The sequence below is a fragment of the Kitasatospora sp. NPDC050543 genome (assembly GCF_044457565.1).
Classification (GTDB): domain Bacteria; phylum Actinomycetota; class Actinomycetes; order Streptomycetales; family Streptomycetaceae; genus Kitasatospora.
Genome location: NZ_JBITGZ010000001.1, coordinates 302,373 through 325,851 on the forward strand (window position 1 = coordinate 302,373; position 23,479 = coordinate 325,851).

General features: G+C 71.5%; 15 protein-coding genes and 1 pseudogene. 1 reads left to right on the forward strand and 15 read right to left on the reverse strand.

Annotated features, from left to right (window positions below; translation table 11 throughout):
* Positions 1 to 10: 10 nt before the first annotated feature.
* The 14 genes from ACIBH3_RS01265 to ACIBH3_RS01330 form a co-directional block, all read right to left on the reverse strand.
* A complete protein-coding gene (locus ACIBH3_RS01265; protein WP_396309747.1) occupies positions 11 to 1,630 on the reverse strand; it encodes an ABC transporter substrate-binding protein in 1,620 nt (539 codons plus the stop codon).
* A 183-nt stretch (positions 1,631 to 1,813) separates the two neighbouring features.
* Entirely contained in the window at positions 1,814 to 2,830 is a 1,017-nt protein-coding gene (locus ACIBH3_RS01270; RefSeq protein WP_396309748.1) for an ABC transporter ATP-binding protein, read from the reverse strand.
* Positions 2,823 to 3,875 carry an ABC transporter ATP-binding protein gene (locus ACIBH3_RS01275; RefSeq protein ID WP_396309749.1) on the reverse strand — a complete coding sequence of 351 codons (1,053 nt, stop codon included), beginning with the start codon at positions 3,873 to 3,875 and terminating at the stop codon, positions 2,823 to 2,825. Before ACIBH3_RS01275 ends, ACIBH3_RS01270 begins: the two co-directional genes overlap by 8 nt.
* A gap of 16 nt (positions 3,876 to 3,891) precedes the next feature.
* The gene (locus ACIBH3_RS01280) at positions 3,892 to 4,830 is read right to left on the reverse strand and encodes an ABC transporter permease (RefSeq protein WP_396309750.1); all 939 of its coding nucleotides are present in this window, start codon (positions 4,828 to 4,830) and stop codon (positions 3,892 to 3,894) included.
* A complete protein-coding gene (locus ACIBH3_RS01285) occupies positions 4,823 to 5,749 on the reverse strand; it encodes an ABC transporter permease (RefSeq protein WP_396309751.1) in 927 nt (308 codons plus the stop codon). Before ACIBH3_RS01285 ends, ACIBH3_RS01280 begins: the two co-directional genes overlap by 8 nt.
* A 143-nt stretch (positions 5,750 to 5,892) precedes the next feature.
* Entirely contained in the window at positions 5,893 to 7,527 is a 1,635-nt protein-coding gene (locus tag ACIBH3_RS01290) for an ABC transporter substrate-binding protein (RefSeq protein WP_396309752.1), read from the reverse strand.
* A 433-nt stretch (positions 7,528 to 7,960) separates the two neighbouring features.
* Positions 7,961 to 9,829 (reverse strand): translational GTPase TypA, encoded by a 1,869-nt coding sequence (typA, locus tag ACIBH3_RS01295; protein WP_396309753.1) that lies wholly within the window; start codon positions 9,827 to 9,829, stop codon positions 7,961 to 7,963.
* A 287-nt stretch (positions 9,830 to 10,116) separates the two neighbouring features.
* Entirely contained in the window at positions 10,117 to 11,952 is a 1,836-nt protein-coding gene (locus ACIBH3_RS01300; protein ID WP_396309754.1) for an ABC transporter family substrate-binding protein, read from the reverse strand.
* A gap of 174 nt (positions 11,953 to 12,126) precedes the next feature.
* Positions 12,127 to 14,778 carry a SpoIIE family protein phosphatase gene (locus tag ACIBH3_RS01305; RefSeq protein WP_396309755.1) on the reverse strand — a complete coding sequence of 884 codons (2,652 nt, stop codon included), beginning with the start codon at positions 14,776 to 14,778 and terminating at the stop codon, positions 12,127 to 12,129.
* A 162-nt stretch (positions 14,779 to 14,940) separates the two neighbouring features.
* Positions 14,941 to 17,736, reverse strand: a complete 2,796-nt coding sequence (locus ACIBH3_RS01310) for a SpoIIE family protein phosphatase (protein WP_396309756.1) — start codon at positions 17,734 to 17,736, stop codon at positions 14,941 to 14,943.
* Positions 17,737 to 18,094: 358 nt separating this feature from the next.
* Positions 18,095 to 18,490: an NUDIX domain-containing protein gene (locus ACIBH3_RS01315; RefSeq protein WP_396309757.1), complete on the reverse strand. Its 396-nt coding sequence runs from the start codon at positions 18,488 to 18,490 to the stop codon at positions 18,095 to 18,097.
* A 10-nt stretch (positions 18,491 to 18,500) separates the two neighbouring features.
* Positions 18,501 to 18,653 (reverse strand): SPOR domain-containing protein, encoded by a 153-nt coding sequence (locus ACIBH3_RS01320; protein ID WP_396309758.1) that lies wholly within the window; start codon positions 18,651 to 18,653, stop codon positions 18,501 to 18,503.
* Positions 18,654 to 18,884: 231 nt separating this feature from the next.
* Positions 18,885 to 20,399, reverse strand: a complete 1,515-nt coding sequence (locus tag ACIBH3_RS01325; RefSeq protein WP_396309759.1) for a DUF4190 domain-containing protein — start codon at positions 20,397 to 20,399, stop codon at positions 18,885 to 18,887.
* Positions 20,400 to 20,539: 140 nt separating this feature from the next.
* Positions 20,540 to 21,352: a methyltransferase domain-containing protein gene (locus ACIBH3_RS01330; protein ID WP_396309760.1), complete on the reverse strand. Its 813-nt coding sequence runs from the start codon at positions 21,350 to 21,352 to the stop codon at positions 20,540 to 20,542.
* A 108-nt stretch (positions 21,353 to 21,460) separates the two neighbouring features.
* On the opposite strand from ACIBH3_RS01330, the pseudogene ACIBH3_RS01335 reads away from it, so the two are divergent.
* Positions 21,461 to 21,864: pseudogene (locus ACIBH3_RS01335) on the forward strand (pyridoxamine 5'-phosphate oxidase family protein); the annotation flags it as partial.
* A gap of 101 nt (positions 21,865 to 21,965) precedes the next feature.
* Here the strand turns inward: ACIBH3_RS01335 and ACIBH3_RS01340 are convergent.
* Complete coding sequence (locus ACIBH3_RS01340; protein ID WP_396309761.1) at positions 21,966 to 23,354, reverse strand: hypothetical protein; 1,389 nt, start codon at positions 23,352 to 23,354, stop codon at positions 21,966 to 21,968.
* Positions 23,355 to 23,479 lie beyond the last annotated feature (125 nt).

Genomic DNA, 23,479 nt, shown 5'->3' on the forward strand with positions numbered 1-23,479 from the left:
GGGGTCGGAATCAGCCCTTGACCTCGACCTGGGTCCAGGCCGGGTTGCCGAAGGAGTCGAAGGTCACGTTCTGGACGTTCGTGGAGTAGCCGGAGTTGGTGCGGTAGTACCAGAGCGGGATGGCCGGCATGTCCTGCGCCAGCACCGCCTCCGCCTTCTGGTAGCCGGTCGCCGAGTCCTGGATGGTGGCGGCCTGGTCGGCCTGGTTGGCCAACTGGTCGAACTCCGGGCTGCTGTAACCGAAGTCGTTGCTGGCGGCGCCGGTGCGGTACACGTCGGCGAGGAAGTTGGCGTTCAGCGGGTAGTCCTGCACCCAGCCGGTACGGAACGCGCCGTTGATCTGGTGCCCGGTGATCGCGGCCCGCGCGGTCTTGAAGTCCGTCTTCGGGTCGCCGAGACAGTCGACGCCGGTGGACTGGCGGATCGAGTTGCAGACGGCGTCGACCCACTCCTTGTGGCCACCGTCCGCGTTGTAGGTGATCGTGAGCTTGTTGCCGGGCACACCGCCGCCCTCGGCGATCAGCTGCTTGGCCTGGTCCACGTTGAAGTTGCAGAAGTCGCCGCAGGTCCCGGCCTTGTAGCCCTCGACGCCCTCGGCGGTCCAGGCGCTCGCGGGCGAACGGGAGCCCTGCAGCACGGTCTTGGTGATGGTCGCCCGGTCGATCGCCATCGACAGCCCCTGGCGGACCTTGGCCGTGTTCGGGCTCGACCACTCGGGCTGGTAGAGCGTGAAGCCGATGTTCTGGATCGCGCCCTGCGGGGAGTCGATGGCCCGGTCCCCGAGGTCGGTCTTGTACGTCGCCAGCGCGGACGGCGGCACCTGGTCCATCACGTCCAGGTTGTTGGACTGGAGGTCCGCGTACGCCGCCTCGGCGCTGTTGTACATCTTGAAGACGACGCCGCCGTTCTTCGGCTTGTCCACTCCCATGTAGTTCGGGAAGGTCTTGGTCACCACCTGCGAGTTGTGCTCCCAGCTGACGAACTGGTACGGGCCGTTGCCGATCGGCTTCTCGCCGGCCGCGGCCGGGTCGCTGAAGAAGCTGGTGGGCAACGGCGAGAAGGCGATGTAGCCGAGCTTGTACTCGAAGTACGAGACCTTGGTGCTGAGCTTGATGGTGAAGTGGGTGTCGTCGGTGACGGTCAGACCGGACATCTTGGTCGCGGTCGGGGCTCCGCTCTCCGGGTGGACGTCCTTGTAGCCCGCGATGTCGCCGAACCAGGAGCTGTTGATCTGGTTGTTCGAGGTGTTCGCCGCCCAGTTCCAGGCGTCCACGAAGCTGTTGGCGGTGACGGGGCTCCCGTCGTGGAAGGTCCAGCCGCTCTTCAGCGTCACGTTGAAGGTCTGCGCGTCCGAGGTGTCGATCGACTGCGCGACCTGCATCCGCAGCTGGGCGTTGCTGGGGTCGTAGTCCACCAGGCCCTTGAACAGGTTCTGGATGATGCGACCGCCGCCGCTCTCGTTCGCGTTCGCGGGCTGGAGCGGGTTCTGCGGCTCACTGCTCTGGTAGCTGAAGGACTTTCCGGAGTCGGACGATCCACCGCCGCCTCCGCTGCTGCTGCACCCGCTGGCCACCAGGGCCACGGATGTCGCGCCGGCCAGGGCCCATCGAACGCGGGTGGCTGCGGGCATGGACGTCCCTCCTCAGGGGTGTGTGTCGCATCACACCCCATGAGAAGGGCGCCGCCTCGGCGGCGCGACCTGGGTACGGCCGGATGGGTGCGGCCCAAGCCCCCGTCAGGTGGCGGCGCCGGAAGAGCCCGAGGGCCCCGCAGCACTGTGGACTGCGGGGCCCTCGTTCTCGCTCTGCCCGGATCACACCGCGGCGGGCGTCCTGACCTCGGCGAAGTGGCAGGCGGACTCGTGCGCCGCCGGGCCCTCCAGCACCTTCGGCACCGCGAGCAGCGGCACCTCGGTCGCGCAGCGGTCCTCGGCCTTCCAGCAGCGGGTGCGGAAGCGGCAGCCCGAGGGCGGGTTGGCCGGCGAGGGGATGTCCCCGGTGAGGATGATCCGGTCGCGGTTGGCACGCGCCGTCGGGTCCGGCACCGGCACGGCGGAGAGCAGTGCCTGGGTGTACGGGTGCGTGGCGTTGTCGTAGATCTGCTCGTCGGTGCCGATCTCGACCATCTTGCCGAGGTACATCACACCGACGCGGTCGGAGATGTGCCGGACGATGGAGAGGTCGTGCGCGATGAACATGTAGGAGAGGTTGAAGTCGCTCTGGAGCTGCTCCAGCAGGTTGATCACCTGCGCCTGGACGGAGACGTCCAGCGCCGAGACGGGCTCGTCACAGATGATCACCTCCGGCTTGAGCGCCAGACCCCGGGCGATGCCGATGCGCTGACGCTGGCCGCCGGAGAACTGGTGCGGGTACCGGTTGATGTACTCCGGGTTGAGGCCCACGACGTCCAGCAGGTCCTGGACGGCCTTGCGGCGGTCGCCCTTGGGGGCGACCTCGGGGTGGATCTCGTACGGCTCACCGATGATGTCGCCGACCGTCATCCGCGGGTTCAGCGAGGTGTACGGGTCCTGGAACACCATCTGGATGTTCCGGCGCACCGCCTTGAGGGCGGCGCCGGAGAGCTTGGAGATGTCCTCGCCCTTGAACAACACCTGGCCGGAGGTGGCCCGCTCCAGGTTCATCAGCACCTTGGCGAGGGTCGACTTACCACAGCCGGACTCACCGACGATGCCGAGCGTCTCGCCCTTGTGCAGGTCGAAGCTGATGCCGTCGACCGCCTTGACCGCGCCGACCTGCTTCTTGAAGAGGATGCCCTGGGTCAGCGGGTAGTGCTTGACCAGGTCCTTGACCTCCAGGATGGGCTCAGCCATGGAGGGTCTCCTTCCAGAGGTGGCATGCGCTCTGGCGGCCCGCCAGCTCGTTGCCGTCCTTGTCGGTCACCTGGTGCAGCGCGGGGATGTCCGTGCGGCACAGGTCGGTGGCGACGTCACAACGGGGGTTGAACGCGCAGCCGGCCGGGACCTTGAGCAGGTTCGGGGGCAGGCCCTTGATCGCGTACAGGTCCTGGCCCTTCTGGTCCAGGCGCGGGATCGACCGGAGCAGGCCCTTGGTGTACGGGTGCGCCGGGTTGCCGTACAGCTCGTGCACCGGCGCCGTCTCGACGATCCGGCCGGCGTACATCACGGCGATCTTGTCCGCGACGTCGGCGACCACGCCGAGGTCGTGGGTGATCAGGATCAGGCCCATGTGGTACTCGGCCTGGAGCTCCGCGAGCAGGTCCATCACCTGGGCCTGGACGGTGACGTCCAGGGCGGTGGTGGGCTCGTCCGCGATGATCAGGTCGGGCTCCATGGAGAGCGCCATCGCGATCATGATGCGCTGGCGCATACCGCCGGAGAACTGGTGCGGGTAGTCGCCGACGCGCTGGGCGGCGGCGGGGATGCGCACCCGGTCCATCAGCTCGATGGCCTTGGCCTTGGCCTCCTTCTTGGAGAGGCCCTTGTGCACCCGGAACATCTCGCCGAGCTGGTAGCCCACGCTCATCACGGGGTTGAGCGAGGAGAGCGCGTCCTGGAAGATCATCGCGATCTTCTGGCCGCGGATCTGCCGGCGCTCCTCCTTGGTCATCTTGAGCATGTCCTGACCGCGGTACAGGATCTCGCCCGAGGTGACCCGGCCGGGCGGCATGTCCAGGATGCCCATGATGGTCTGCGCCGTGACGGACTTGCCGGAGCCGGACTCGCCGAGCACGGCGAGGGTCTCGCCCGCGGCGACGGAGTAGTTGACACCGTTGACGGCCTTGGCGATGCCGTCCCGGGTCACGAACTCCACATGCAGGTCGCGGACCTCCAGGAGCGGGGTGCCCGGGGTGAGGCGCCCGTCCTTGGCGGTGGTGGTCTTGGTGACGGTGGTCATTTCGCGTCCGCCTCTCTCAGCGCAGCTTCGGGTCGAGGGCGTCGCGCACCGCGTCACCGAGCATGATGAACGCCAGGACGGTCAGGCTCAGCATGCCGGCGGGGAAGAACAGTGCGAACGGGGCGGTGCGGATCACCTTCTGGGCCGAGTTGATGTCGATGCCCCAGGAGATGGTCGGGTCCTGCAGACCGATGCCGAGGAAGCTCAGCGTCGCCTCGGTGGCGATGTAGCCGCCCAGGGCGATGGTCGCGACCACGATCACGGGGGCGATCGCGTTCGGCAGGATGTGCTTGACCAGGATCCGCGAGGTGCCCGCGCCGAGGGCCTTGGCGGCGGTCACGAAGTCGGCCTGCTTGACCGTGATGACCGAGCCGCGCATGACGCGGGTCATCTGGGTCCAGCCGAGCGCGACCAGCGCGAAGACCACGCTCCAGACGGTGCGGTCGGTGAACGCGTTGAGGATCACCAGCGAGCCGAGCAGCAGCGGGATGCCGAAGAAGATGTCGGTGATCCGGGAGATCAGCGCGTCCACCCAGCCGCCGAAGTAGCCGGCCATCATGCCCGTGAACCCACCGAGGAGGGTGACACCGGCGGTGACGCAGATGCCGACGACGACCGAGGCGCGGGCGCCGTAGATCATCCGGGCGTAGATCGAGCGGCCCTGGCCGTCGTAACCGAACCAGTCGCCCTGGAACAGGTGGCTGTAGTTCGGCTTGGTCAGGAAGTGCGTACGCAGGTCACCGGCCCGCGGGTCCACCGAGGTGAACAGCCCGGGGGCGACGGCGATCACGATCAGCAGCAGGATCAGCAGGGCCGAGAGCACGAAGACCGGCTTGCGGCGCAGCTCCTGCCAGGCGTCCGAGCCGAGGCTCCTGGCCTTCTCGGGCTTGGACTCGGGGGCTGCGGAACGCTGGGCGGGGATGTCCCCGGAGGTCTTGTCGATCAGGTCAGGCATACCGGATCCTCGGGTCCAGGACCGCGTAGAGCAGGTCGACGATCAGGCTTGCGGCCAGGTAGACGAGCACCAGGACGACGACGAAGCCGGAGACCGTGGCGCCTTCCTTGAGGTTGATCGCGTGGTAGAGCGCGTTGCCGACGCCCTTCACGTTGAAGATGCCCTCGGTCACGATCGCCCCGGCCATCAGGGCGCCCAGGTCGGTGCCCAGGAAGGTGACCACGGGGATCATCGAGTTGCGCAGGAGGTGGGTACCGATCACCTTGCGCCGGGGCAGCCCCTTGGCCACCGCGGTGCGGATGTAGTCGGCCTTGATGTTCTCCGCGATGGAGGTGCGGGTGAGCCGGGCGACGTACGCCAGCGACAGCGAGCCCAGCACGATGGCGGGCAGCAGTAGCTGGCTCAGGTCCATCGAGTCCTGCACGGTCGGGGTGACCCAGCCGAGGTCGGTCGCGAAGATGGTCTGGAAGACGAAGCCGAGCACCGGCACCGGTATCGAGATCAGCAGCAGCGTCAGGACCAGGGTCGCCTTGTCGAAGGCCTTGCCCCGGCGCAGGCCGGAGAACACACCGATGGTGACGCCGAGAACGATCTCGATGGCGAAGGCGAGCAGCGCGAGCCGGATGGTGACCGGCATGGCCGCAGTGATCTCGTCCAGCACCGGCCGGCCGGCCATGGTCTTGCCGAAGTCGCCGGTGAACAGATTCCCCATGTAGTCGAGGTACTGCTCGACCAGGGTCTTGTCGAAGCCCAACTGGTGCTTCAACGCGGCGAGCTGGGCCGGATCCGGCGCCTTGTCGCCCCACATCGCACTCACCGGGTCACCCGGTAGCACGTGCACCATAAAGAAGATGAGCGCGGTCGTCCCCAGGAAGACCGGGATCATCTGGAGCAGTCGCCTCGCGACAAAGCGCCCCATCGTGCCTCCATGTATTACTCTGCCGGGCCGTCATCCCGGCCAGAGGTGAGTCGGCGTGCCAACGGCCGGTGCCAGTCCTGCCCTTGTGGGGGTACGGACGGGCACCGGCCGCTGTCACATCAAGCCGTGCGGTGCCGACCTGACTACTTCTGCTTGACCTCGACGTCGGTGTAGACCGGGTTGCCGAAGGAGTCGAACTTCACGTTCTGGACGTTCTTGGACCAGCCGGAGTTGGTCTTGTAGTACCAGAGCGGGATGGCCGGCATGTCCTTAGCCAGCACGGCCTCGGCCTGCTGGTACAGCTCGGCGGTCTTCTCGACCGTGGTGGCCTCGTCGGCCTGCTGCGCGAACTTGTCGAACTCCGGGCTGGAGTAGGCGGCGTCGTTCGCCGAGGCGCCGGTGCCGTAGACGTCCCGCAGGAAGTTGGCGTTCAGCGGGTAGTCCTGGACCCAGCCGGTGCGCATCATGCTCGGCACCTGCTTCTTGCGGATGATGTCGCGCGAGGTCTTGAAGTCCGGCTTCGGGTCACCGAGGCACTCGACACCGGTCGACTGGCGGATCGAGTTGCAGACCGCGTCGACCCACTCCTTGTGACCGCCATCGGAGTTGTAGATGATGGTGATCTTGTTGTTCGGCACGCCGCCGCCGGCCTGGATGAGCTCCTTGGCCTTGGCCGGGTCGAACTTGCAGGCGTCGCCGCAGGCGCCGGCCTTGTAGCCCATGACGCCGGGGGCGACCCAGCTGTCGGCGGGCTGACGCGAGCCGTTCAGCACGGTCTTGGTGATGGTGTCGCGGTCGATCGCCATCGAGAGGCCCTGACGGACCTTGGCCTTGTCGACGCCGGCCCAGTCACCCTGGTAGAGCGCGAACGAGATGTTCTGGATGGCGCCCTGCGCCTGGTCGACCGCGCGGTTGCCCAGGTCGTCCTTGTACTTGGGCAGGTCGGTCGGGTCGACCTGGTCCAGCACGTCCAGGGTGTCCGAGGTGAGGTCCTTGTAGGCCGCCTCGCCGGACGTGTAGTTCTTGAAGACGACGCCGCCGTTCTTCGGCTTGTTGCTGCCCGCGTACTTGTCGTACGCCGCCAGCGTGATCGCCTTGTTGTGCTCCCACGAGACGAACTTGTAGGGGCCGTTGCCGACCGGCTTCTGACCGTAGCCGGCCGGGTCGGCGAAGAAGCCGGTCGGCAGCGGGTAGAAGGCCGAGTAGCCGAGCTTGTACTGGAAGTACGAGACCGGGGCGGTCAGCTCGATGGTGAAGTGGGTGTCGTCGACGACCTTGAGGCCGGACATCGCCTCGGCGGTCGGGTCGCCCTTCTCGGGGTGCACGGCGTCGTAGCCGGCGATGTCCGAGAACCAGTCGGAGTTGATCTGGTTGTTCTTGGTGTTGGCGGACCAGTTCCAGGAGTCGACGAACGACTTGGCGGTCACCGGGGTGCCGTCGTGGAAGGTCCAGCCGGACTTCAGGGTGACGGTGTAGTTCTTGGCGTCAGTGGTCTCGATCTTGTCGGCCACCTGGTTGCGGAGCGCGCCGGAGGCGGGGTCGTAGTCGACAAGGCCCATGAAGAGCTGCTTGACGATGCGGCCACCCTGGTTCTCCATGGCGTTGGCCGGCTGGAGCGGGTTCTGCGGCTCGGCGCTCTGGTAGCTGAACACGCCCTGAGCGTTGACAGCACCGTTGGAGCTGCCGTCGGCGCTCGAGCCGTCGTTGTTACAGGCGGTCGCGGCAAGGGCGACGGCAACGGCTGCGACGACCCACTTGGCCTGGCTTGCACCGCGCATCGGTGTGCCTCCTGAAATCCGTATTTGCAAACGTGGAGAGCACCGGGGGAGTTGGGGGCGGCGGCGAAGCCTGACCCAGAAGGTGCTTCCTCGCTCGAGGTTTCGGCGCGCACCCCTGCGCGTTAACCCTTGACCCGAGCCTGACTGCACCACTATCCGTCACTCACGGACACGAAAGTGCCCACTGTCGATCTCAATTAGGTCACATGACCGGTTGGTGCGTTTCGGAAATCGGACATATGAGACATAGCCAGACAGGTATTAACCGGACAGTTGTCATGAATGACGGATTGTCACGTCCGCTGAGCGGACACTTCACCCTGCTGGGCGCTATTCCGTTTATACGCGCGTCGACCGCGTTGCGTGACAGAAATGCCGTCGCCCCCCACCCGAACGGGAGGGGGGCGACGGCAGGACGGCGCTATCCGAAGAGTCAGTTCTTCTTGGCGCGCGAGGCGCTACGGCCACGCTCCTTCTGGTCAAGAACGACCTTGCGGATACGCACGGTCTCCGGGGTCACCTCGATGCACTCGTCCTCGCGGCAGAACTCCAGCGACTGCTCCAGCGAGAGCTTGCGCGGCGGCACCAGGTTCTCGGTGGTGTCGGAGGAGGCCGCACGCATGTTGGTGAGCTTCTTCTCCTTGGTGATGTTGATGTCCATGTCGTCCTGGCGCGAGTTCTCGCCGACGATCATGCCCTCGTACACCTCGGTGGTGGGCTCGACGAAGAGCGTGCCGCGCTCCTGGATGCCCATCATCGCGAACGGCGTCACGACGCCCGCGCGGTCGGCGACCAGCGAACCGTTGTTGCGCATGCGCAGCTCGCCGAACCACGGCTCGTGGCCCTCGAAGATGCTGTGCGCGATACCGGTGCCGCGGGTGTCGGTCAGGAACTGGGTACGGAAGCCGATCAGGCCGCGCGACGGCACGATGAACTCCATGCGGACCCAGCCGGAGCCGTGGTTCGTCATGGTCTCCATGCGGCCCTTGCGGGTCGCCATCAGCTGGGTGATCGCACCGAGGTACTCCTCGGGGCTGTCGATGGTCATCCGCTCGACCGGCTCGTGCACCTTGCCGTTGATGACCTTGGTGACGACCTGCGGCTTGCCGACGGTCAGCTCGAAGAGCTCGCGGCGCATGGTCTCGACCAGGATGGCGAGCGCGAGCTCACCACGGCCCTGGACCTCCCAGGCGTCGGGACGCTCGGTCGGCAGCACGCGCAGCGAGACGTTACCGATCAGCTCGCGGTCCAGGCGGTCCTTCACCATGCGGGCGGTGACCTTGTGGCCCTTGCCGCCCTTGCCGACCAGCGGCGAGGTGTTGGTGCCGATGACCATCGAGATGGCCGGCTCGTCGACGGTGATCAGCGGAAGCGCGACCGGGTTCTCCAGGTCGGCCAGGGTCTCGCCGATCATGATGTCCGGGATACCCGCGACGGCGCAGATGTCGCCGGGGCCGGCCACCTCGGCCGGCTTGCGGGTGAGCGCCTCGGTCATCAGCAGCTCGGTGATCTTGACCTGCTGGACCGAGCCGTCCCGCTTCATCCACGCGACCTGCTGGCCCTTGCGCAGCTCGCCCTGCTCGACGCGGCAGAGCGCGATACGGCCGAGGAAGTTGTCGGCGTCCAGGTTGGTGACGTGGGCCTGGAGCGGGGCGTCCTCGTCGTAGGTCGGGGCCGGGACGTGCTCCAGGATGGTCGAGAAGAACGGCTCCAGCGAGTCGCTGTCGGCCGGGACGGTGCCGTCCTCGGGCTTGGTCATCGAGGCGACGCCGTCACGCGCACAGGCGTAGACGATCGGGAACTCGATCTGCTCCTCGGTGGCGTCCAGGTCCAGGAAGAGGTCGTAGGTCTCGTTGATGACCTCGTCGATCCGGGAGTCCGGACGGTCGGTCTTGTTGATGCAGAGGATGACCGGCAGCTTGGCGGTCAGGGCCTTGCGGAGCACGAAGCGGGTCTGCGGCAGCGGACCCTCGGAGGCGTCGACCAGCAGGACGACCGCGTCCACCATCGAGAGACCGCGCTCGACCTCGCCACCGAAGTCGGCGTGGCCCGGGGTGTCGATGATGTTGATCGTGATCGGGGCGCCACCCTCCTTGGGGTGGTACTTGACTGCGGTGTTCTTCGCGAGAATGGTGATGCCCTTCTCGCGCTCCAGGTCGTTGGAGTCCATCATGCGGTCGTCGAGGTGCTGGTGGGCCGCGAAGGCGCCGGCCTGCTTCAGCATGGCGTCGACCAGAGTGGTCTTGCCGTGGTCGACGTGGGCGACGATGGCAACGTTGCGGATGTCATTGCGCGTGGGCATGCTGAGCGGATTCTCCCGGAATTGTGGGTTACGGCGCCCGGCTGCGTGACGCCGACCGGCGATCCCTGTTGATCGCCGCCGCCCGTTCCGCCTGCTACTACCGGTCCACCCGCCGGGCAGAACATGCCACGGCTTCCTCCTATGGTACGTGGAACCACCCAGCGGGGCCGAAACGGGCAGGCCAGGGCGGGACCAAGATCACATCCGGCCCGCCCCCGGCCCCCGCCCTGACCCTCGCCCGGACCGCGTCCGGACCGCTCCCGACCCGCCCCCGGAGAGCCGCCCGGCTAGCTGTTGTGGAAGCCGATGTCCTGGTAGCGCGGCCAGGCGAAGCCGTACGCGCCGGCCCCCACGATGCCCGTGCGGACGGCCACCAGATCGGGGCGCTGGTAGAGCGGCACGGAGTGGCCGAGCTCCCAGATCCGGGCGTCGGCCTGCTGGAGGAGCTTCTGCTGAGCGACCGGGTCGAGCTCGGCGGCCGCCCGGTCGAAGAGCAGGTCGATCTCCTCGGTGCCGGTCCTGGCGTAGTTGGAGCCGATCTGCGTCGTGCCGTCCGGGCCCGGCTGGGGCTTGGCGTAGACGGCGCGCTCGTCCGTGGCCGGCGAGATGCTGGCGGGCCAGGAGAAGAGCGCGAGGTCGTAGTCGCCGGCGGCGAGGTGGTCACTGACGAACTTGTCGGCCGGCACGGGCTGCGCGTGGACGGCGATGCCGGACTCGGCCAGGTTGGCGGCCAGCGCGTCCGCGGTCCGGCGGGCGGTGGCGGAGGAGTCCGGGAGCAGGAGCGCGAGTGATAGGTCCTTGCCGTCCTTGCTGCGGGTGCCGCCGGCCGCCGCGTGCCAGCCCGCGGCGTCCAGCAGCTCACCGGCGGAGGCCCGGCCGACGGCGGCGCTGTTGTCCTGGTAGCCGTCCTGCCCGACCGCCAGCAGGTGGTTGCCGAGCGGGGTCGCGGTGAGGCCCAGCGGGGTGAGCGCCGCGCCGGCGATCCGCCGCCGGTCGACGGCGCGGGCGAGGGCCCGGCGGACGGCCGGGTCGGTGAGCGGGCCCCGGGTCGCGTTGAGGGTGAGCTCGGTCAGGACGGGTGCGGCGGCCCGGTGCAGGGTGAGGCCCGGCAGTGCCTCCGCCCGCTTGAGGGCAAGCGTGGAGGCCTCGACCAGCGCGACGCCGGCGGTGTCGGGCGGCGCGGCGGCGGGCGCACCGGACGCCGGCGTGGACGCGGTCGGGGCCGCGGTCGCGCTCCGGGTCGGGGTGGCCGCCGCGGTGCTCACCGGGGTGACCGGCGGGGTGCCGATGGCGTGGTCGACGGCGGCGGTGAGCGGGGCGATGTCGAGCTTGCCCTGGTCCAGGGCGTCGAGGCGGTTCTCCGCCGGCGTGGACAGGAAGTCGATCCGGTCGACCTTTGGTGCGTCGCCCCACCAGGCGGGGTTGCGGGTGAGCCCGGCCAGGCCGGCGGCGCGGTCGTAATCGGCGAGCACGAAGGGGCCCGCCGTGGTCTGTGACCGCTCGGCCAGCGGCTGGTTGAAGGCGTCCGCGGAGCCCGTCGCGGCGGCCGGGTAGAGCGGGCTGAACAGCGTCTTCCACTGGGCGTACGGCTGCTTGAAGGTGACCTTGACCTCGTGCGGGTCCGCGCCCTGGGTGATCGAGTCGATCGCCGCGTACCCGGCCGGGTGGGCGCTGCGGTACGCCGGGTCGGCGCCGGCCAGGGCGGTGCGCTGGGCCGTGAAGTCGGCCGCGGAGAGCGGCTTGCCGTCGCTCCAGAGCGCCTTCGGGTTGAGCCGGTAGGTGACGACCTGTGGTTGCCCACCGGGTGGGGTGGACTCGGCGGAGACCAGGTAGTCCGGGTCGGCGGTGGGACGTCCGTGCTCGTCCGGCCGGAACAGCGAGGGGTACAGGGCCCGGGCGAGCAGCGCGGAGTCGGCGGTGGCCTCGGGCTGGTAGACGTTGAGCGTCGCCGGCACCGCGTCCACGGCCCAGTGCAGGGTGCCGCCGTCCCGGACGGCGCTGCGGTCCGCCGCACCGAAGTCGGAGACGGCCGGGCCGGCCGGCGCGGGGTCGTCCGAGCAGGCGGCCACGGAGGTGGCCAGGAGCAGCGCGACGGCTGCGGCGGTGAGCTGGCGGGCGCGCATGCTCTCTCCGTCGGGTTGTCAGGTGACCCGAAGACCGGGCGGGGTCACCAACTCAACGCGACGGAGCACCGCCCGGCCGGGCGACACGGCGGCGGGCGGCGCGGAGCACCCGCATGGCGCACAGCCCGCCGGCCGGGCCGCCCGTACCGCCGCCGCGACCGGCCGGCGGCGTCCTCAGAGCGTCAGCTCGAACCAGACGATCTTGCCCTTGGGTGTGCGGCGGCTGCCCCAGCGCTCGGCCAGCAGGCTGACCAGCTGGAGGCCGCGCCCGCCCTCGTCGGTCTCCTGGGCGCGGCGCTGGCGGGGCTGGGCGTAGCCGTCGTCCCAGACCTCGCAGACCATGCCCCGGTCGCGCAGCAGGCGCAGCCGGATGTCGCCGCGGCCGTGCCGCAGGGCGTTCGTGACCAGCTCGCTGACCAGCAGCTCGGTGGTGTCGACCAACTCGTCCAGGCCGCGGGTCAGCAGCCAGCTGCAGGCGAGCTCCCTGGCCTTGGCGACGGAGGTCGGCTCGGGCGGCAGCTTCCAGTCGCCGACGGAGTCCTCGGGGAAGGCGTGCACCTTGGCCATCAGCAAGGCGATGTCGTCCTCTCCGTGGTGCGGGTTGAGCTCGCCCAGGACGTGGTCGCAGAGCTCCTCCAGGCCCTTGGACCCGCCGGAGAGCGCCGTCCGGAAGGCGCGCAGGCCCTCGTCCAGCTGGTGCTTACGGGATTCGACCAGGCCGTCGGTGTACAGGCCGAGCAGGGCGCCGTCCGGGAGGGTCAGTTCGACCTCCTCGAAGGGCTCGCCGCCCACGCCCAGCGGCAGGCCGGGCGGCACGTCCAGCATCCTGGCGGGCTCGCCCGGGCTGAGCAGCACCGGCGGCAGGTGGCCGGCGTTGGCGAAGAAGCAGCGCCGGGTGACGGCGTCGAACACCGCGTACACGCAGGTGGCGAGGTAGACCTCGCGGGCCTCCTCGTCGGCGGGCGAGGAGAGCCGGCCGTAGGCGCTGGGCGGGCCGGCGGGCGCGGAGTCGTCGCCCAGGCCGCGGGCGATCTCGTCGAGCGCGGTGAGCACCTCGGCCGGGTCGAGGTCGAGCATCGCGAGGGTGCGCACGGCGGTGCGCAGCTGGCCCATCGCCACCGCGGCGCGCAGGCCGCGGCCCATCACGTCGCCGATGACCAGCGCGGTGCGGTTGCCGGGCAGCGGGATGACGTCGAACCAGTCGCCGCCGACCTCGGTGTTGTTGTTGCTGGGCAGGTAGCGGCAGGCGATCTCCAGGCCGCTGGCCGCCGGGTTGCCCGGCGGCAGCAGGCTGCGCTGGAGGATCAGGGCACGTTCGTGCTCGCGGCGGTAGAGCCGGGCGTTGTCGATACAGACCGCTGCGCGGGCGACCAGCTCCTCGGCGATCGCGACGTCCCGGGCGTCGAACGGCTCGCTGCCGATCGCCCGGGAGAGCTGGACGAGTCCGAGCACCTGGTCGCGCGCGACCAGCGGGACGATCAGGGTCGAGCGCAGCAGCGGGTCGGGCCCGGGCTCGGGGACGACGCTGCGGCCGGTGCGCAGGGCGCGGGCGTGCGGGGAGCGGCGCGGGTAGCAGAGGGTGCCGCCGGGCTCCGCGGCGGGCAGCCCGGTGATCGTGCCGAGCACAGAGGAGGCGCCGCCGACCACGCTGGAGACGGCGACCCTGCGCAGCTCGCCGCAGCCGTCGGAGAGGACGGTCTCACCGAGCCGCCCGGCCGTCGGGGCGGACTCGCCGGCCAGCAGGGCGGTGTAGAGGTCCACGGTGGCGACGTCGCAGAACGGCGGGACGACGACGTCCAGCAGCTCCTTCGCGGTGGTCTCCAGGTCCAGGGTGGAGCCGATGTGGGCGCTGGCCTCGTTGAGCAGGGCGAGGTTGCGCCGGACGCCGTCGGCCTCGCGCTCGGCGACGTGCCGGCTGGTGACGTCGGAGACCTGGCCGGCCACGCCCATCGGCTGTCCGCCGGTGCCGTCGAGGCGGTAGAGCGAGACGGCCCACAGGCGGCTACCGTCCCGGGCGGGGACGCCGGTGGCGTGCAGCCGCAGGTCGAACACGGGCTCGCCGCTGTCCAGCACCTTGCGCAGGGCGGCGGCCAGACGGTCGGCCTCCGAGGGCGGGAAGAGGTCGTGCGCGGTCAGGCCCTCCAGGTCCGCGGTGCCGAGGCCGACGCCGGTGGCGAAGGCGTCGTTGACCCGCTGGAGGCGCAGCCTGCTGTCGAACAGGATGAAGCCGGTCGGCGTCTGGCCGAAGACGGCCTCGGAGGCGGCGAGGTCGGTCTCGATCCGGCGCAGCCGCCCGAGGTCGACGGCCAGGCAGGTCGCGCCGGCCGCGGGCAGGGCGCTGCCGGGCATCAGGTAGACCTCGGCGAGGCTCTCGGTACCGGTGGCGTCGCGGTACGGCGCGGTGCCGACCCACTCCTCGCCGGCCAGGATGCGCTCCAGCCGGGCGCGCCCGCGCTGCCAGAGTTCGCGGGGGACGAAGGTGGTGATCGGGTCACCGCCGACGGCCTCGGCGGCCGGCAGGCCGAAGAACTCGGCGGCGCGGTCGCTCCACTGGCTGATCCGGCCGTCGGGGCCGATCGCGAAGGTGGCGACCCGGATGTAGTCGTAGATCGACCCGGGCTGGCCCTGGCCCCACCGGGAGTGGGCGGGGGTGGCGGCGGCCGGGGCGGTGTGCCCGCCGCGCCTTGGCAGATCCACAGCGCTGGGCTGTCCGGGCACGGCGGCATGACCGCTGCTGCTCGGCGCATTCCGCGCCGGGGTGCTGTTCAAACGGACCGACCCCTCCAACCCGCGACCGTCCGGATGTCGAGAAGACCGAGTATTCATCATCGAGGGGTGGGCGCACACGCCCTCAACATCACAACATCGGATCGGGCGAAGGTTTTTGCCCTGTCGCCCGCGCCACCACAATGCCACGCTCGCGCCCCCTGTCGGTGTGCGCACTCCCCCTGGCCGTGCTGCGGCATATGCGGTTCCGTTCTACTCGCGTCACTCGTCGTCGGGCTCATTACCCGGCAGCGCCTGTTCGAACCAGACGACCTTGCCCATTCCTTCGGCGCGGGCGCCCCAGCGGAGTGCCATCCGTCTCACCAGTTCCAGGCCGCGGCCGCCCTCGTCGGCCTCGGCGGCGTGCCGCTCGCGCGGCGGGTCGGGCAGCGGGTCGGAGACTTCGACCATCAGCGTGTCGCCGAGCGTCAGCCGGACCCCGATCGGGGCGCTGGCGTACCGGACGGAGTTGGTGACCAGCTCGCTGACCAGTAGCTCGGCGACGTCGGTGAGCTCCTCCACGCCCCACTCGGCCAGGGCGGCGCGGACCAGCCGACGGGCCCGCGAGACGGCGGTGGGCTCGGCGGGCAGGGTCCAGCCGGCCGTGGGGGTGCCGGCGTGGCCGTGCCCGAGCCGGGCCAGCAGCAGGGCCACGTCGTCGGGCTCGCGGCCCTGCTCCATGGTGTCCAGGACGGCTTCGCACGCCTGCTGGATCGAGCCGTACGGCTGTTCGAGCACCATCAGCAGCCGGCCGAGGCCGACGTCCAGGTCCTTGTCCCGGGACTCCACCAGGCCGTCCGTGCAGAGCGCCAGCAGGCTGCCCTCGGGGATCTTCAGCTCCACCGACTCGAACGGCACCCCGCCGACCCCGAGCGGTGCCCCGGAGGGCAGCTCCAGCACCCGGCCCTCGCCGCCGGGCAGCGGCCCGCCGTTCCTGGTCGGCTGCTGCTCGCTCCCGCCCGCCGGGACGATCAGCACCGGCGGGATGTGGCCCGCCTTGGCGACCACCAGCCGGGCGCTGGTCGGGTCGAACACCGCGTAGATGCAGGTCGCCAGCAGGGCCTCGTCGGGGCCCTGGGCGAGGTCGTCGGCCAGCTCGTGGACGTGCCGCAGCAGGACGTCCGGCGGCAGGTCCAGGCCCGCCAGGGTGCGCACGGCGGTCCGCAGCCGGCCCATCGTGGCGGCGGCCCGCAGCCCGTGGCCCATCACGTCGCCGACCACCAGTGCCGTGCGGTCCCCGGGCAGCGGGATGACGTCGAACCAGTCGCCGCCCACCTCGGTGCCGATACTGCCGGGGACGTACCGGTAGGCGACCTCGACGCCGGTGGGTTGCGGCACCTGCTGCGGGAGCAGGGTGCGCTGGAGGGTCAGCGCGGCGGTGCGCTCGCGGGCGTAGAGGCGGGCGTTGTCCAGCGAGCTGCCGGCCCGGTCGGCGAGCTCGACGGTGAAGGCCAGGTCGTCCCGGTCGAAGCCCTCCCGGTACCCGGCCCGGCTGACCAGCAGCAGGCCGATCACGATGCCCCGGGCACGCAGCGGGACGACCAGCATCGAGTGCACGCCCAGCTCCTGCGCCGCCTGCATCTTGGGGTCGCCGGGGTAGGTCACGTCGTCCAACTCTCCCGCGCCGGACAGCAGTTCCGGCACACCGGTACGCAGCACCCGGCCGCAGGCGGAGTCCTCGGCGAAGGTGATCCGCGCACCCCGCCGAAGCATCACCTCGACCTCGGGGCCGTCCTGGACGGAGGCGGTGCCGAGCTGGAGCAGGGACGTCCGGCGGTCGTGCCCGTGCCGGGGCAGGTCGTCACCGTGGGCGACGGCCTGGAGCAGGATCACCGCGGCGTGGTCGGTCAGCCGCGGCACCACGGCGCTCGCGAGCTCCTGCGCGATCCGGGAGGCGTCCAGCAGGTCACCGACCCGGGAACCGAACTCGTTGAGCAGCGAGAGCCGGCGCCGGGCGTGCTCGACCTTGGCGACGGCGCGGTAGCGCTCGGTCACGTCCATCACGGTGCCCGAGATGCCGAGCACCCGGCCGGCCCGGTCGGTCAGCCGGCTGTAGGAGATCGAGCGGAAGCCCGAGCGGGCGGTGATCGGCGAGGCCAGCGTGACGTCGATGACGGGCTCGCCGGTGGCCAGCACCTGGCGCTGGATCGCGGTGATCTCGTCCGCGGCACGCTCCGGGAGGGTCTCGCCGGTGGTGCGGCCGACGTGGTCCTGCGCCGCGACGCCGTTCATGTCGGCGAGCGTCTGGTTGACCGCCGTGTAGCGCAGGTCGCCGTCCAGGATCGCGATGCCCAGCGGGGACTGCTCGAACAGCGCGTCCCGTACGGCGAGGTCGTGCTCGACCGCCTGGAGCGCGCGCGCCTCGGCCAGCGCCGCCTGGAGGAACGGGGTACCGTCACCGTCCACCAGCAGCGACACCCGGGCCTCCACCACGACGCCCTCGCCGTCCCGGTGGCGCAGCTCGGTCAGGCCCTGCCAGCGGCCCTGGCGCAGAGCCTCCTGGATGGCGGCGCGGGCCTGGGCGACCAGCTCGTCGCCGTACAGCAGCTCGTCGATCCGCCGGCCCACCAGCAGCTCGCTCGGCCAGCCGAGCAGCTCCTCGGCGGCGGGGCTCCAGAGCACCACGCGCCCGGACGTGTCGAGGATCGCGATGGCGACCTTGACCACGTCGAAGAGGCTGCCCCGGCTGTACTCGCCGAACCGGTCGGCGTCGGGGGCCTCGGTGCCGGGGAACGGCAGGGTCGGGCGGCTGCGGATCCCGGCGGTGGCCGGCGTGCCCAGGACGATCGGCAGTGTGGCGGGCGGCTCGCCGTCATCGCTGCGGCGGCGGGCCCGGGCGGCGGCCGGCGGTGTGGGCCGCCCCGGCCTGACCCCCCGGCGCAGCCGGGCCCGGGCGGCGGCCCGGCCGAATGTACGACCGCTCCGGCTCGCGCCCGCACCCGCGGCTGCCGCGCGCTGCCCCCACCGGGGGGAGGCCTGCGCTCGCCGCTCTCCCCCGCCGTTACCCGTACTCGACACCGACGGGGCCTCCGGCTCTCGGGCTGCGCACTCCGGCGGGACGCCGAGGTGCGAAATGTCGTGGCCGAACTCTGGTCAAGGCTTCTGGTCAGGATCGGTTCCGCCGACTGGGGCGACTCACCGATGGTGACGAATGCTGCCGAACAGTGACATACCCAGCAGAAACCCAGCCTATCCCGGCGGGCGCGTCGACTTTCCCGATTGACCTACCTGGCCTAGCGGCTGGGCCGGGGCGCGGCCCGGGAGGGGTCTACGGGCGCGCGGCAGAGGCCGCCGGGCGGGGGCGCGTCCGCTACGCACCGTGACGGTCGCGGGGTGCCGGAGGCGGTGGCCGAGGCTGTGGCGGGCAGGCCCCGGCTCAGGCCGTGGCGAGGAGGCGGGCGATGGCGGGCAGGACATCGCGGTCGTGGTCGAGCCAGTCGACGTCCGCGAGCTCCTCCGGCCCGAGCCAGCGCAGCTCGGAGTGGTCCTGCAGAGGTCGGGGGTCGCCGGAGAGCAGTTCGGCGGCCCAGAAGCGGAGTTCGAGACCGGCCCGGACGATCCAGCGGCCCGGGAGTTCCTCCAGCGCGTGGGCCCGCACGCCGAGCTCCTCCAGCAACTCGCGCTCCAGCGCCTGCGCCGGCGTCTCGCCCGGTTCGGCCTTGCCGCCCGGGAACTCCCAGCGGCCGGCCACCTCGGGCGGTGCGCTGCGGCGAGCGGCCAGCACCCGGCCCCGGTGGATGAGCGCCCCGCCGACCACGATCCGGTTCTCCATGTCCGAGACCCTATGCGGCCTCGGCCTCCACCCAGTACAGCTGCTTGTGGCCGCGGGCCTCGAACTGCGCCGCCTGCCGCTCGGCCTCCTCGCGGGTGAGGCCCTTGGCAACCAGGTAGCGGTTGCCGTTGTCGTCCTGCCGCATGACTCGGTACGTCCCCATTGGGGGAGGGTAACGGCCCCGGCCCGCGTGGGGGTCGGGCCGGGCCCGCACCCACGGCGAGGCTACGTGCGAGCTGCTACCGGCACGTACGCGATGGGTTAACACCGCGTTAGGCGTTCCGCAGGCCGCCGTTCCGGGCCGCGTCGGCGCTCTGCCGACGCGGCGTCGCGGGTGAGTCGGGCCTGGTCGGGCGGGTCGCGTGGGTCGCGGGTCGGGTCGGGTCCGGTCCGGTCAGGTGCGGGCGTCCGCCGCCTGACCGCCGGCCGGCAGGCCGAGCGCCGAGCGGATCGCCCGGGCGCCGGCCTCCGTCCTGGTCACCTGATCGAACGCGATGCGTGCCCGCTGGCGCAGCGCGTCGTCGCCGGGCGCGGACTGCACCGCCCGCCAGGCCTCGGCGTTGGCCCGCCGATCCGCCCGCAACTGCTCGATCAGGGACTTCGCCGGCTCCGGCCAGCGATCCGCGGCCCCGCCCAGCGCGTCGGCCTCCGCCCCGGCGGCGTCGGCCATCCTGCCGGCCCAGGCGCGGTACTCCTGCGGTGCGTCCGCGAGCTCCTTCTCCGGCCCGTGCGTCCAGGCCCGGCCGAACGGGCGCTCCGCCCTCAGGTACGAGACCTGCGTCGGGGTCAGCGCACCGGCGTCGGTGCGCACGGAGCCCACGTGGGCGGTCTCGCGGTCCCGGTACACGCAGGTCAGGGTGTGGTCCCCGGTCCGCCAGTTCGCCGCGGTCGGATAGAAGTAGGCCTCGCCGACGCCCTTCGGCACGCTCTGCTCGTCCAGGACGTAATCCAGGAAGATCGGCGAGCAGAGCGTCAGTGACGCCTCGGTGACGACGGCCTGCCCCGGGTAGTCGCGGTTCCCGCCGCCCGGGACGGTGGCGGTGCCCGCCACCTCGTAGTGGTGCGGGCTCGTGCAGGGCAGTCGCCGGACCCCGGTCATCGCCTCGCCGCTGCCGCTGTGGTCGGAAACCGGGTCGAAGCAGTCCCCGGCCCTCAGGTCCTGCACCCTGACGGCACCCTTCGGGGCATGGGCGGCGGAGCTCGGCAGGGTGTCGGCCGCCAGCAGCCCGATCATCACGAACAGCGAGACCATCAGGCCGAGGACGGAGAACACCAGGCCGGTCACGGCAAGGCCGGTGCCGCGCTGGTTGCGCCGGGGGATCTGGACCAGGGCCGTGATCGAGAAGGCCAGTGCGAGCGGCCAGGTGCAGAGCAGGCCGGTGATCAGGGCCGCGATCGCAAAGGGGTTGGTGGTGGCCGGCGGGGCGGGGTAGCCGTACGGCCCGTGGTACCCCGGGAGCGGACCCGGGGCCGCCGCGGCCCAGCTCCCGGCGCCGGCACCACCCCACGGGGTGGCGGCCTGCGGGGTGCCCTGGGTGGGCGCCCCGTAAGCATCGGTACCGGGCGGCGCCCACGGGTCGAAGGGGGCAGGTACGGGTGCGGGTGCGGGCTCAGGGCCGGCTTCGGGCCCGGGTGCAGGCGCGGGCTCAGCTGCCGGCTCGGGCTCAGACGCGGGCTCGGGCTCAGACGCGGGCTCCCGCGAGGGCTCGGGCAGGGGCGCAACGTCCGGCTCGGCCTGCGGCCCGGACGCGTCGGCCGGCTCCGGGACGGCCGCGGGCTCCGGCGGGGAGGCCGGCTCCGGCAGGAAAGCGGGCTCCGGCGGGGAGGCGGGCTCCGGCAGGAAAGCGGGCTCCGGCAGGAAAGCGGGCTCCGGCGGGGAGGCGGGCGCGTCGGGATCGACTGGCGACATGGTGGGCTCCCCCGGCCCGTGACATGCGGGCATCAGTTCGACATCCGATTGAGTGCCGCGCGACTCTATCCGATCAAGCACACGGCTCCCCCACGGATTTCGCCCGGCACCACCCCGCCCGCCCCCACCTCCACCCGAGCTCACCCCCGGGCCAGCACCTCCCCGTGCAGCACCGCGAACCAGCCGTCCTCCGCCGCCGCCCAGGCCCGCCAGCCCGCCGAGATCCGCTCCAGCTCCGCCCGGCTCGCGAACCCCTTCGCCAGCGCCGCCCCGGCGATCCCCGACTCCAGGATCCGGTCCGCCCACAGCCCGCCCCACCACGCGCGCTGCTCGGCCGTCGCGTACGTCCAGGTGGAGGAGGAGCACTCGATCTGCGCGAATCCGGCCGCCCGCGCCCAGGACAGCAGCCGGCGCCCGGCGTCCGGCTCGCCGCCGTTGGCCCGGGAGATCCGCCGGTACAGCTCCTGCCAGCGGTCCAGCTCGGGCAGCTGCGGGTACCAGGTCATCGCGGCGTAGTCCGCGTCCCGGGCCGCGACCACCCCGCCGGGCGCAGTCACCCGCCGCATCTCGCGCAGCGCGGCGACCGGATCGCCGACGTGCTGGAGCACCTGGTGGGCGTGCACCACGTCGAACTCGCCGTCCTCGAAGCGCACCGCGTGGACGTCGGCGACCTCGAAGACGACGTTGTCCAGCCCGCGGCCGGCGACGTACTCGGCGGCCTGCTCCAGCACCTGCGGCGAGGCGTCCACCGCGACCACCCGCCCGCCCGGGCCGACCAGTTCGGCCAGGTCGGCGGTGATGGTGCCGGGCCCGCAGCCGACGTCCAGCAGCGCCTGGCCCGCCCGCACGTGGGCCAGCAGGTAGGCGGCCGAGGTGGCCGCCGTACGGGAGCGGTGTGAGCGCAGCACGGGCTCCTGGTGGCCATGGGTGTAGACGGCCTGATTCTCGGTCATGACTCTTCCCCTCGTCGGTCCGACCGGGCTCTGCGACAGTCCCGACGCTACTCCTCGTCTCAGTCAGCGAGAAGGTGCGTCTCAGAAAGAGAGACGCCGGTGAAACCCGGTTCCCGCGCCGAGACCATCGCCCATCTGCGCGAGAACGGCCGGATCACCCTGATGTGGTGCGACTTCACCGGGCCGCCCACCGTGGTGCGGGTGCACGGGCGCGGCGAGGCGGTGCAGTGCGACGACCCGCGCTTCCCCGAGCTGCCGGGCCGCTTCGATCCCGGCGTGGACGGGCCGGCCTGCGGACGATCGTGCCGGTGCACGCGGAGCGGGTCAGCGACTCCTGCGGCTTCGCCGTCCCGCTGATGGAGTACCGCGAGGACCGCACGCTGCACTCCGACTGCCTGGAGCGCAAGACCGACCCCGAGTTCGCCGCGTACTGCGAGGGCAAGGAGTTCGTGGCGACCGGCATCGACGGCCTGCCCGCCCTGCCCCTCCCGCTGCCGCCCCGCCCGGCCTGAGGCCGCACCCCGCCGGACGCCGCACCCGGCCGGACGCCGCGCCGGGCGTGCCGGAGCCCCGCCGGACGGTGCCCGGCGGGGCCCGGGTACGGCTGCCGACGCTACGCGTTGACGGTGAACCAGGTCGAACGGGACTTCTTCCACTCCGGGTGGGTCAGGTCCTTGGCCGCGACACCGTCGCCGTAGAGGTCGGCGGAGCCGTCGTCCGTGATCACCTGCACCCGGGCGCCGGGCGCGGTCAGATCAGGCACGTCCACCACCGTCTCCCAGCCGCCCGCGTCGCTGGTCGGCAGGTCGAGCAGCTTGACCGGGGCCGAGCCGGGCAGGCCGTCCCAGCGGTAGAGCGCGTACGGGTCGGAGTTGTCGTCGGCGGCCCAGGAGCCGGCCACGATCAGGTACTGGCCGGCGGCCGCGCGGCGGATGTCCCGGACGGACAGCCCGCCGAGGTCCAGCTCGATCGGCGTACCGAACGCGGCGTGCACCGAACCACCGGGCAGCTGGTCGAAGTTGGTGACCGGCACCAACAGCGCCCCGCCCCCGGGGACCGCCGGGGCCAACGGCGCGCGGAAGCCGACGTACGCGGTGCTGGTGCTGCCCGGCGCGAACTCCAGACCCTCCACGTTGAAGCCGTCGATCTGCTTCGGCGCCTGGCCGGCGGCCGCGCCTGCCGCGAAGCCGTAGTGGTCGCCGTTTGCCCGGTCCCAGGCGATCAGGTCGTCCCGCAGGCCGGTGTACTTGCCGCCGAGGCTGAGCTGGGTGCTCGCGCCGGAGCCGGTCACCGTGGTGGTGAAGACGGTCCGGCGGTCCGCCTTGACCTCGCCGTCCTTGTTGTTGCCCAGCGAGCCCGTCCAGTAGATCGTGTTGCCGACCCGGGTCGCGCCCTCGATGTCGATCTCCTTGGCGACCCCGAGCGCGGAGCTGAAGTCCCAGGTGCGCACCGGCGCGCCGGAGGCGTTGCGATCGTAGAGCCGCAGCACGTTGGACTCGTCGTCCGCCACCACGATGTAGCCGCCGCCCGCGTCCACGGCGGCCGAGGCGTCGCTCGAACCGGTCAGGTAGCGGCTGTCGGCGGCGAACTGCACGGCGGGCGAGGCCGCGTAGTGCAGCGTCTTGGTCGCGCTCTTGCCGCCGAGGCCGGTCACCTTCACCGTCAGGTCGGTGTAACCGACGCCCCGGGCGGTGACCGCGAGCGTGCGACTGCTCGCGGTGCCGGTGACGCTCACGTCGGTGGTCCTGGCCACCGACGTCCTGCTGCTGGCGGAGGCCGCGACCGTCAACGCGGAGGCGTCCGCGCCGCTCTGCGCCACCGTCACGGTGACGACCGGGTCGCCGGTGGCGCCGACGGCGCCGGAGAGGTAGCTCGCGGACAGGGTGATGGTCGGCGTGCCGTAACTCGCGGCGGACGCGGGCACGGTGACGGCCGGCAGTGCGGCGGCGAGGCCGAGCGCGGCGGCCAGCGCGAGCGGGCGGCGACGGGGGTGGGAGGACACGGGCGGGACCCTTCGACGGCGCGGGCGGTACGAGGTCCGGACCAGGGTGGGCCCACCGGGCGAACGCCGGCCCTACGGCACCGGGCCTGCGGGCGAACACCGTCCTTCCGCCCGGCCCCGCACGT

Excerpts from the sequence above, each read along its gene's own strand:
- ACIBH3_RS01265 (WP_396309747.1), bottom strand. The coding sequence starts at position 1,630 with ATGCCCGCAGCCACCCGCGTTCGATGGGCCCTGGCCGGCGCGACATCC.
- ACIBH3_RS01270 (WP_396309748.1), bottom strand. The coding sequence starts at position 2,830 with ATGGCTGAGCCCATCCTGGAGGTCAAGGACCTGGTCAAGCACTACCCG.
- ACIBH3_RS01275 (WP_396309749.1), bottom strand. The coding sequence starts at position 3,875 with ATGACCACCGTCACCAAGACCACCACCGCCAAGGACGGGCGCCTCACC.
- ACIBH3_RS01280 (WP_396309750.1), bottom strand. The coding sequence starts at position 4,830 with ATGCCTGACCTGATCGACAAGACCTCCGGGGACATCCCCGCCCAGCGT.
- ACIBH3_RS01285 (WP_396309751.1), bottom strand. The coding sequence starts at position 5,749 with ATGGGGCGCTTTGTCGCGAGGCGACTGCTCCAGATGATCCCGGTCTTC.
- ACIBH3_RS01290 (WP_396309752.1), bottom strand. The coding sequence starts at position 7,527 with ATGCGCGGTGCAAGCCAGGCCAAGTGGGTCGTCGCAGCCGTTGCCGTC.
- typA (WP_396309753.1), bottom strand. The coding sequence starts at position 9,829 with ATGCCCACGCGCAATGACATCCGCAACGTTGCCATCGTCGCCCACGTC.
- ACIBH3_RS01300 (WP_396309754.1), bottom strand. The coding sequence starts at position 11,952 with ATGCGCGCCCGCCAGCTCACCGCCGCAGCCGTCGCGCTGCTCCTGGCC.
- ACIBH3_RS01305 (WP_396309755.1), bottom strand. The coding sequence starts at position 14,778 with ATGAATACTCGGTCTTCTCGACATCCGGACGGTCGCGGGTTGGAGGGG.
- ACIBH3_RS01315 (WP_396309757.1), bottom strand. The coding sequence starts at position 18,490 with ATGGAGAACCGGATCGTGGTCGGCGGGGCGCTCATCCACCGGGGCCGG.
- ACIBH3_RS01320 (WP_396309758.1), bottom strand. The coding sequence starts at position 18,653 with ATGGGGACGTACCGAGTCATGCGGCAGGACGACAACGGCAACCGCTAC.
- ACIBH3_RS01325 (WP_396309759.1), bottom strand. The coding sequence starts at position 20,399 with ATGTCGCCAGTCGATCCCGACGCGCCCGCCTCCCCGCCGGAGCCCGCT.
- ACIBH3_RS01330 (WP_396309760.1), bottom strand. The coding sequence starts at position 21,352 with ATGACCGAGAATCAGGCCGTCTACACCCATGGCCACCAGGAGCCCGTG.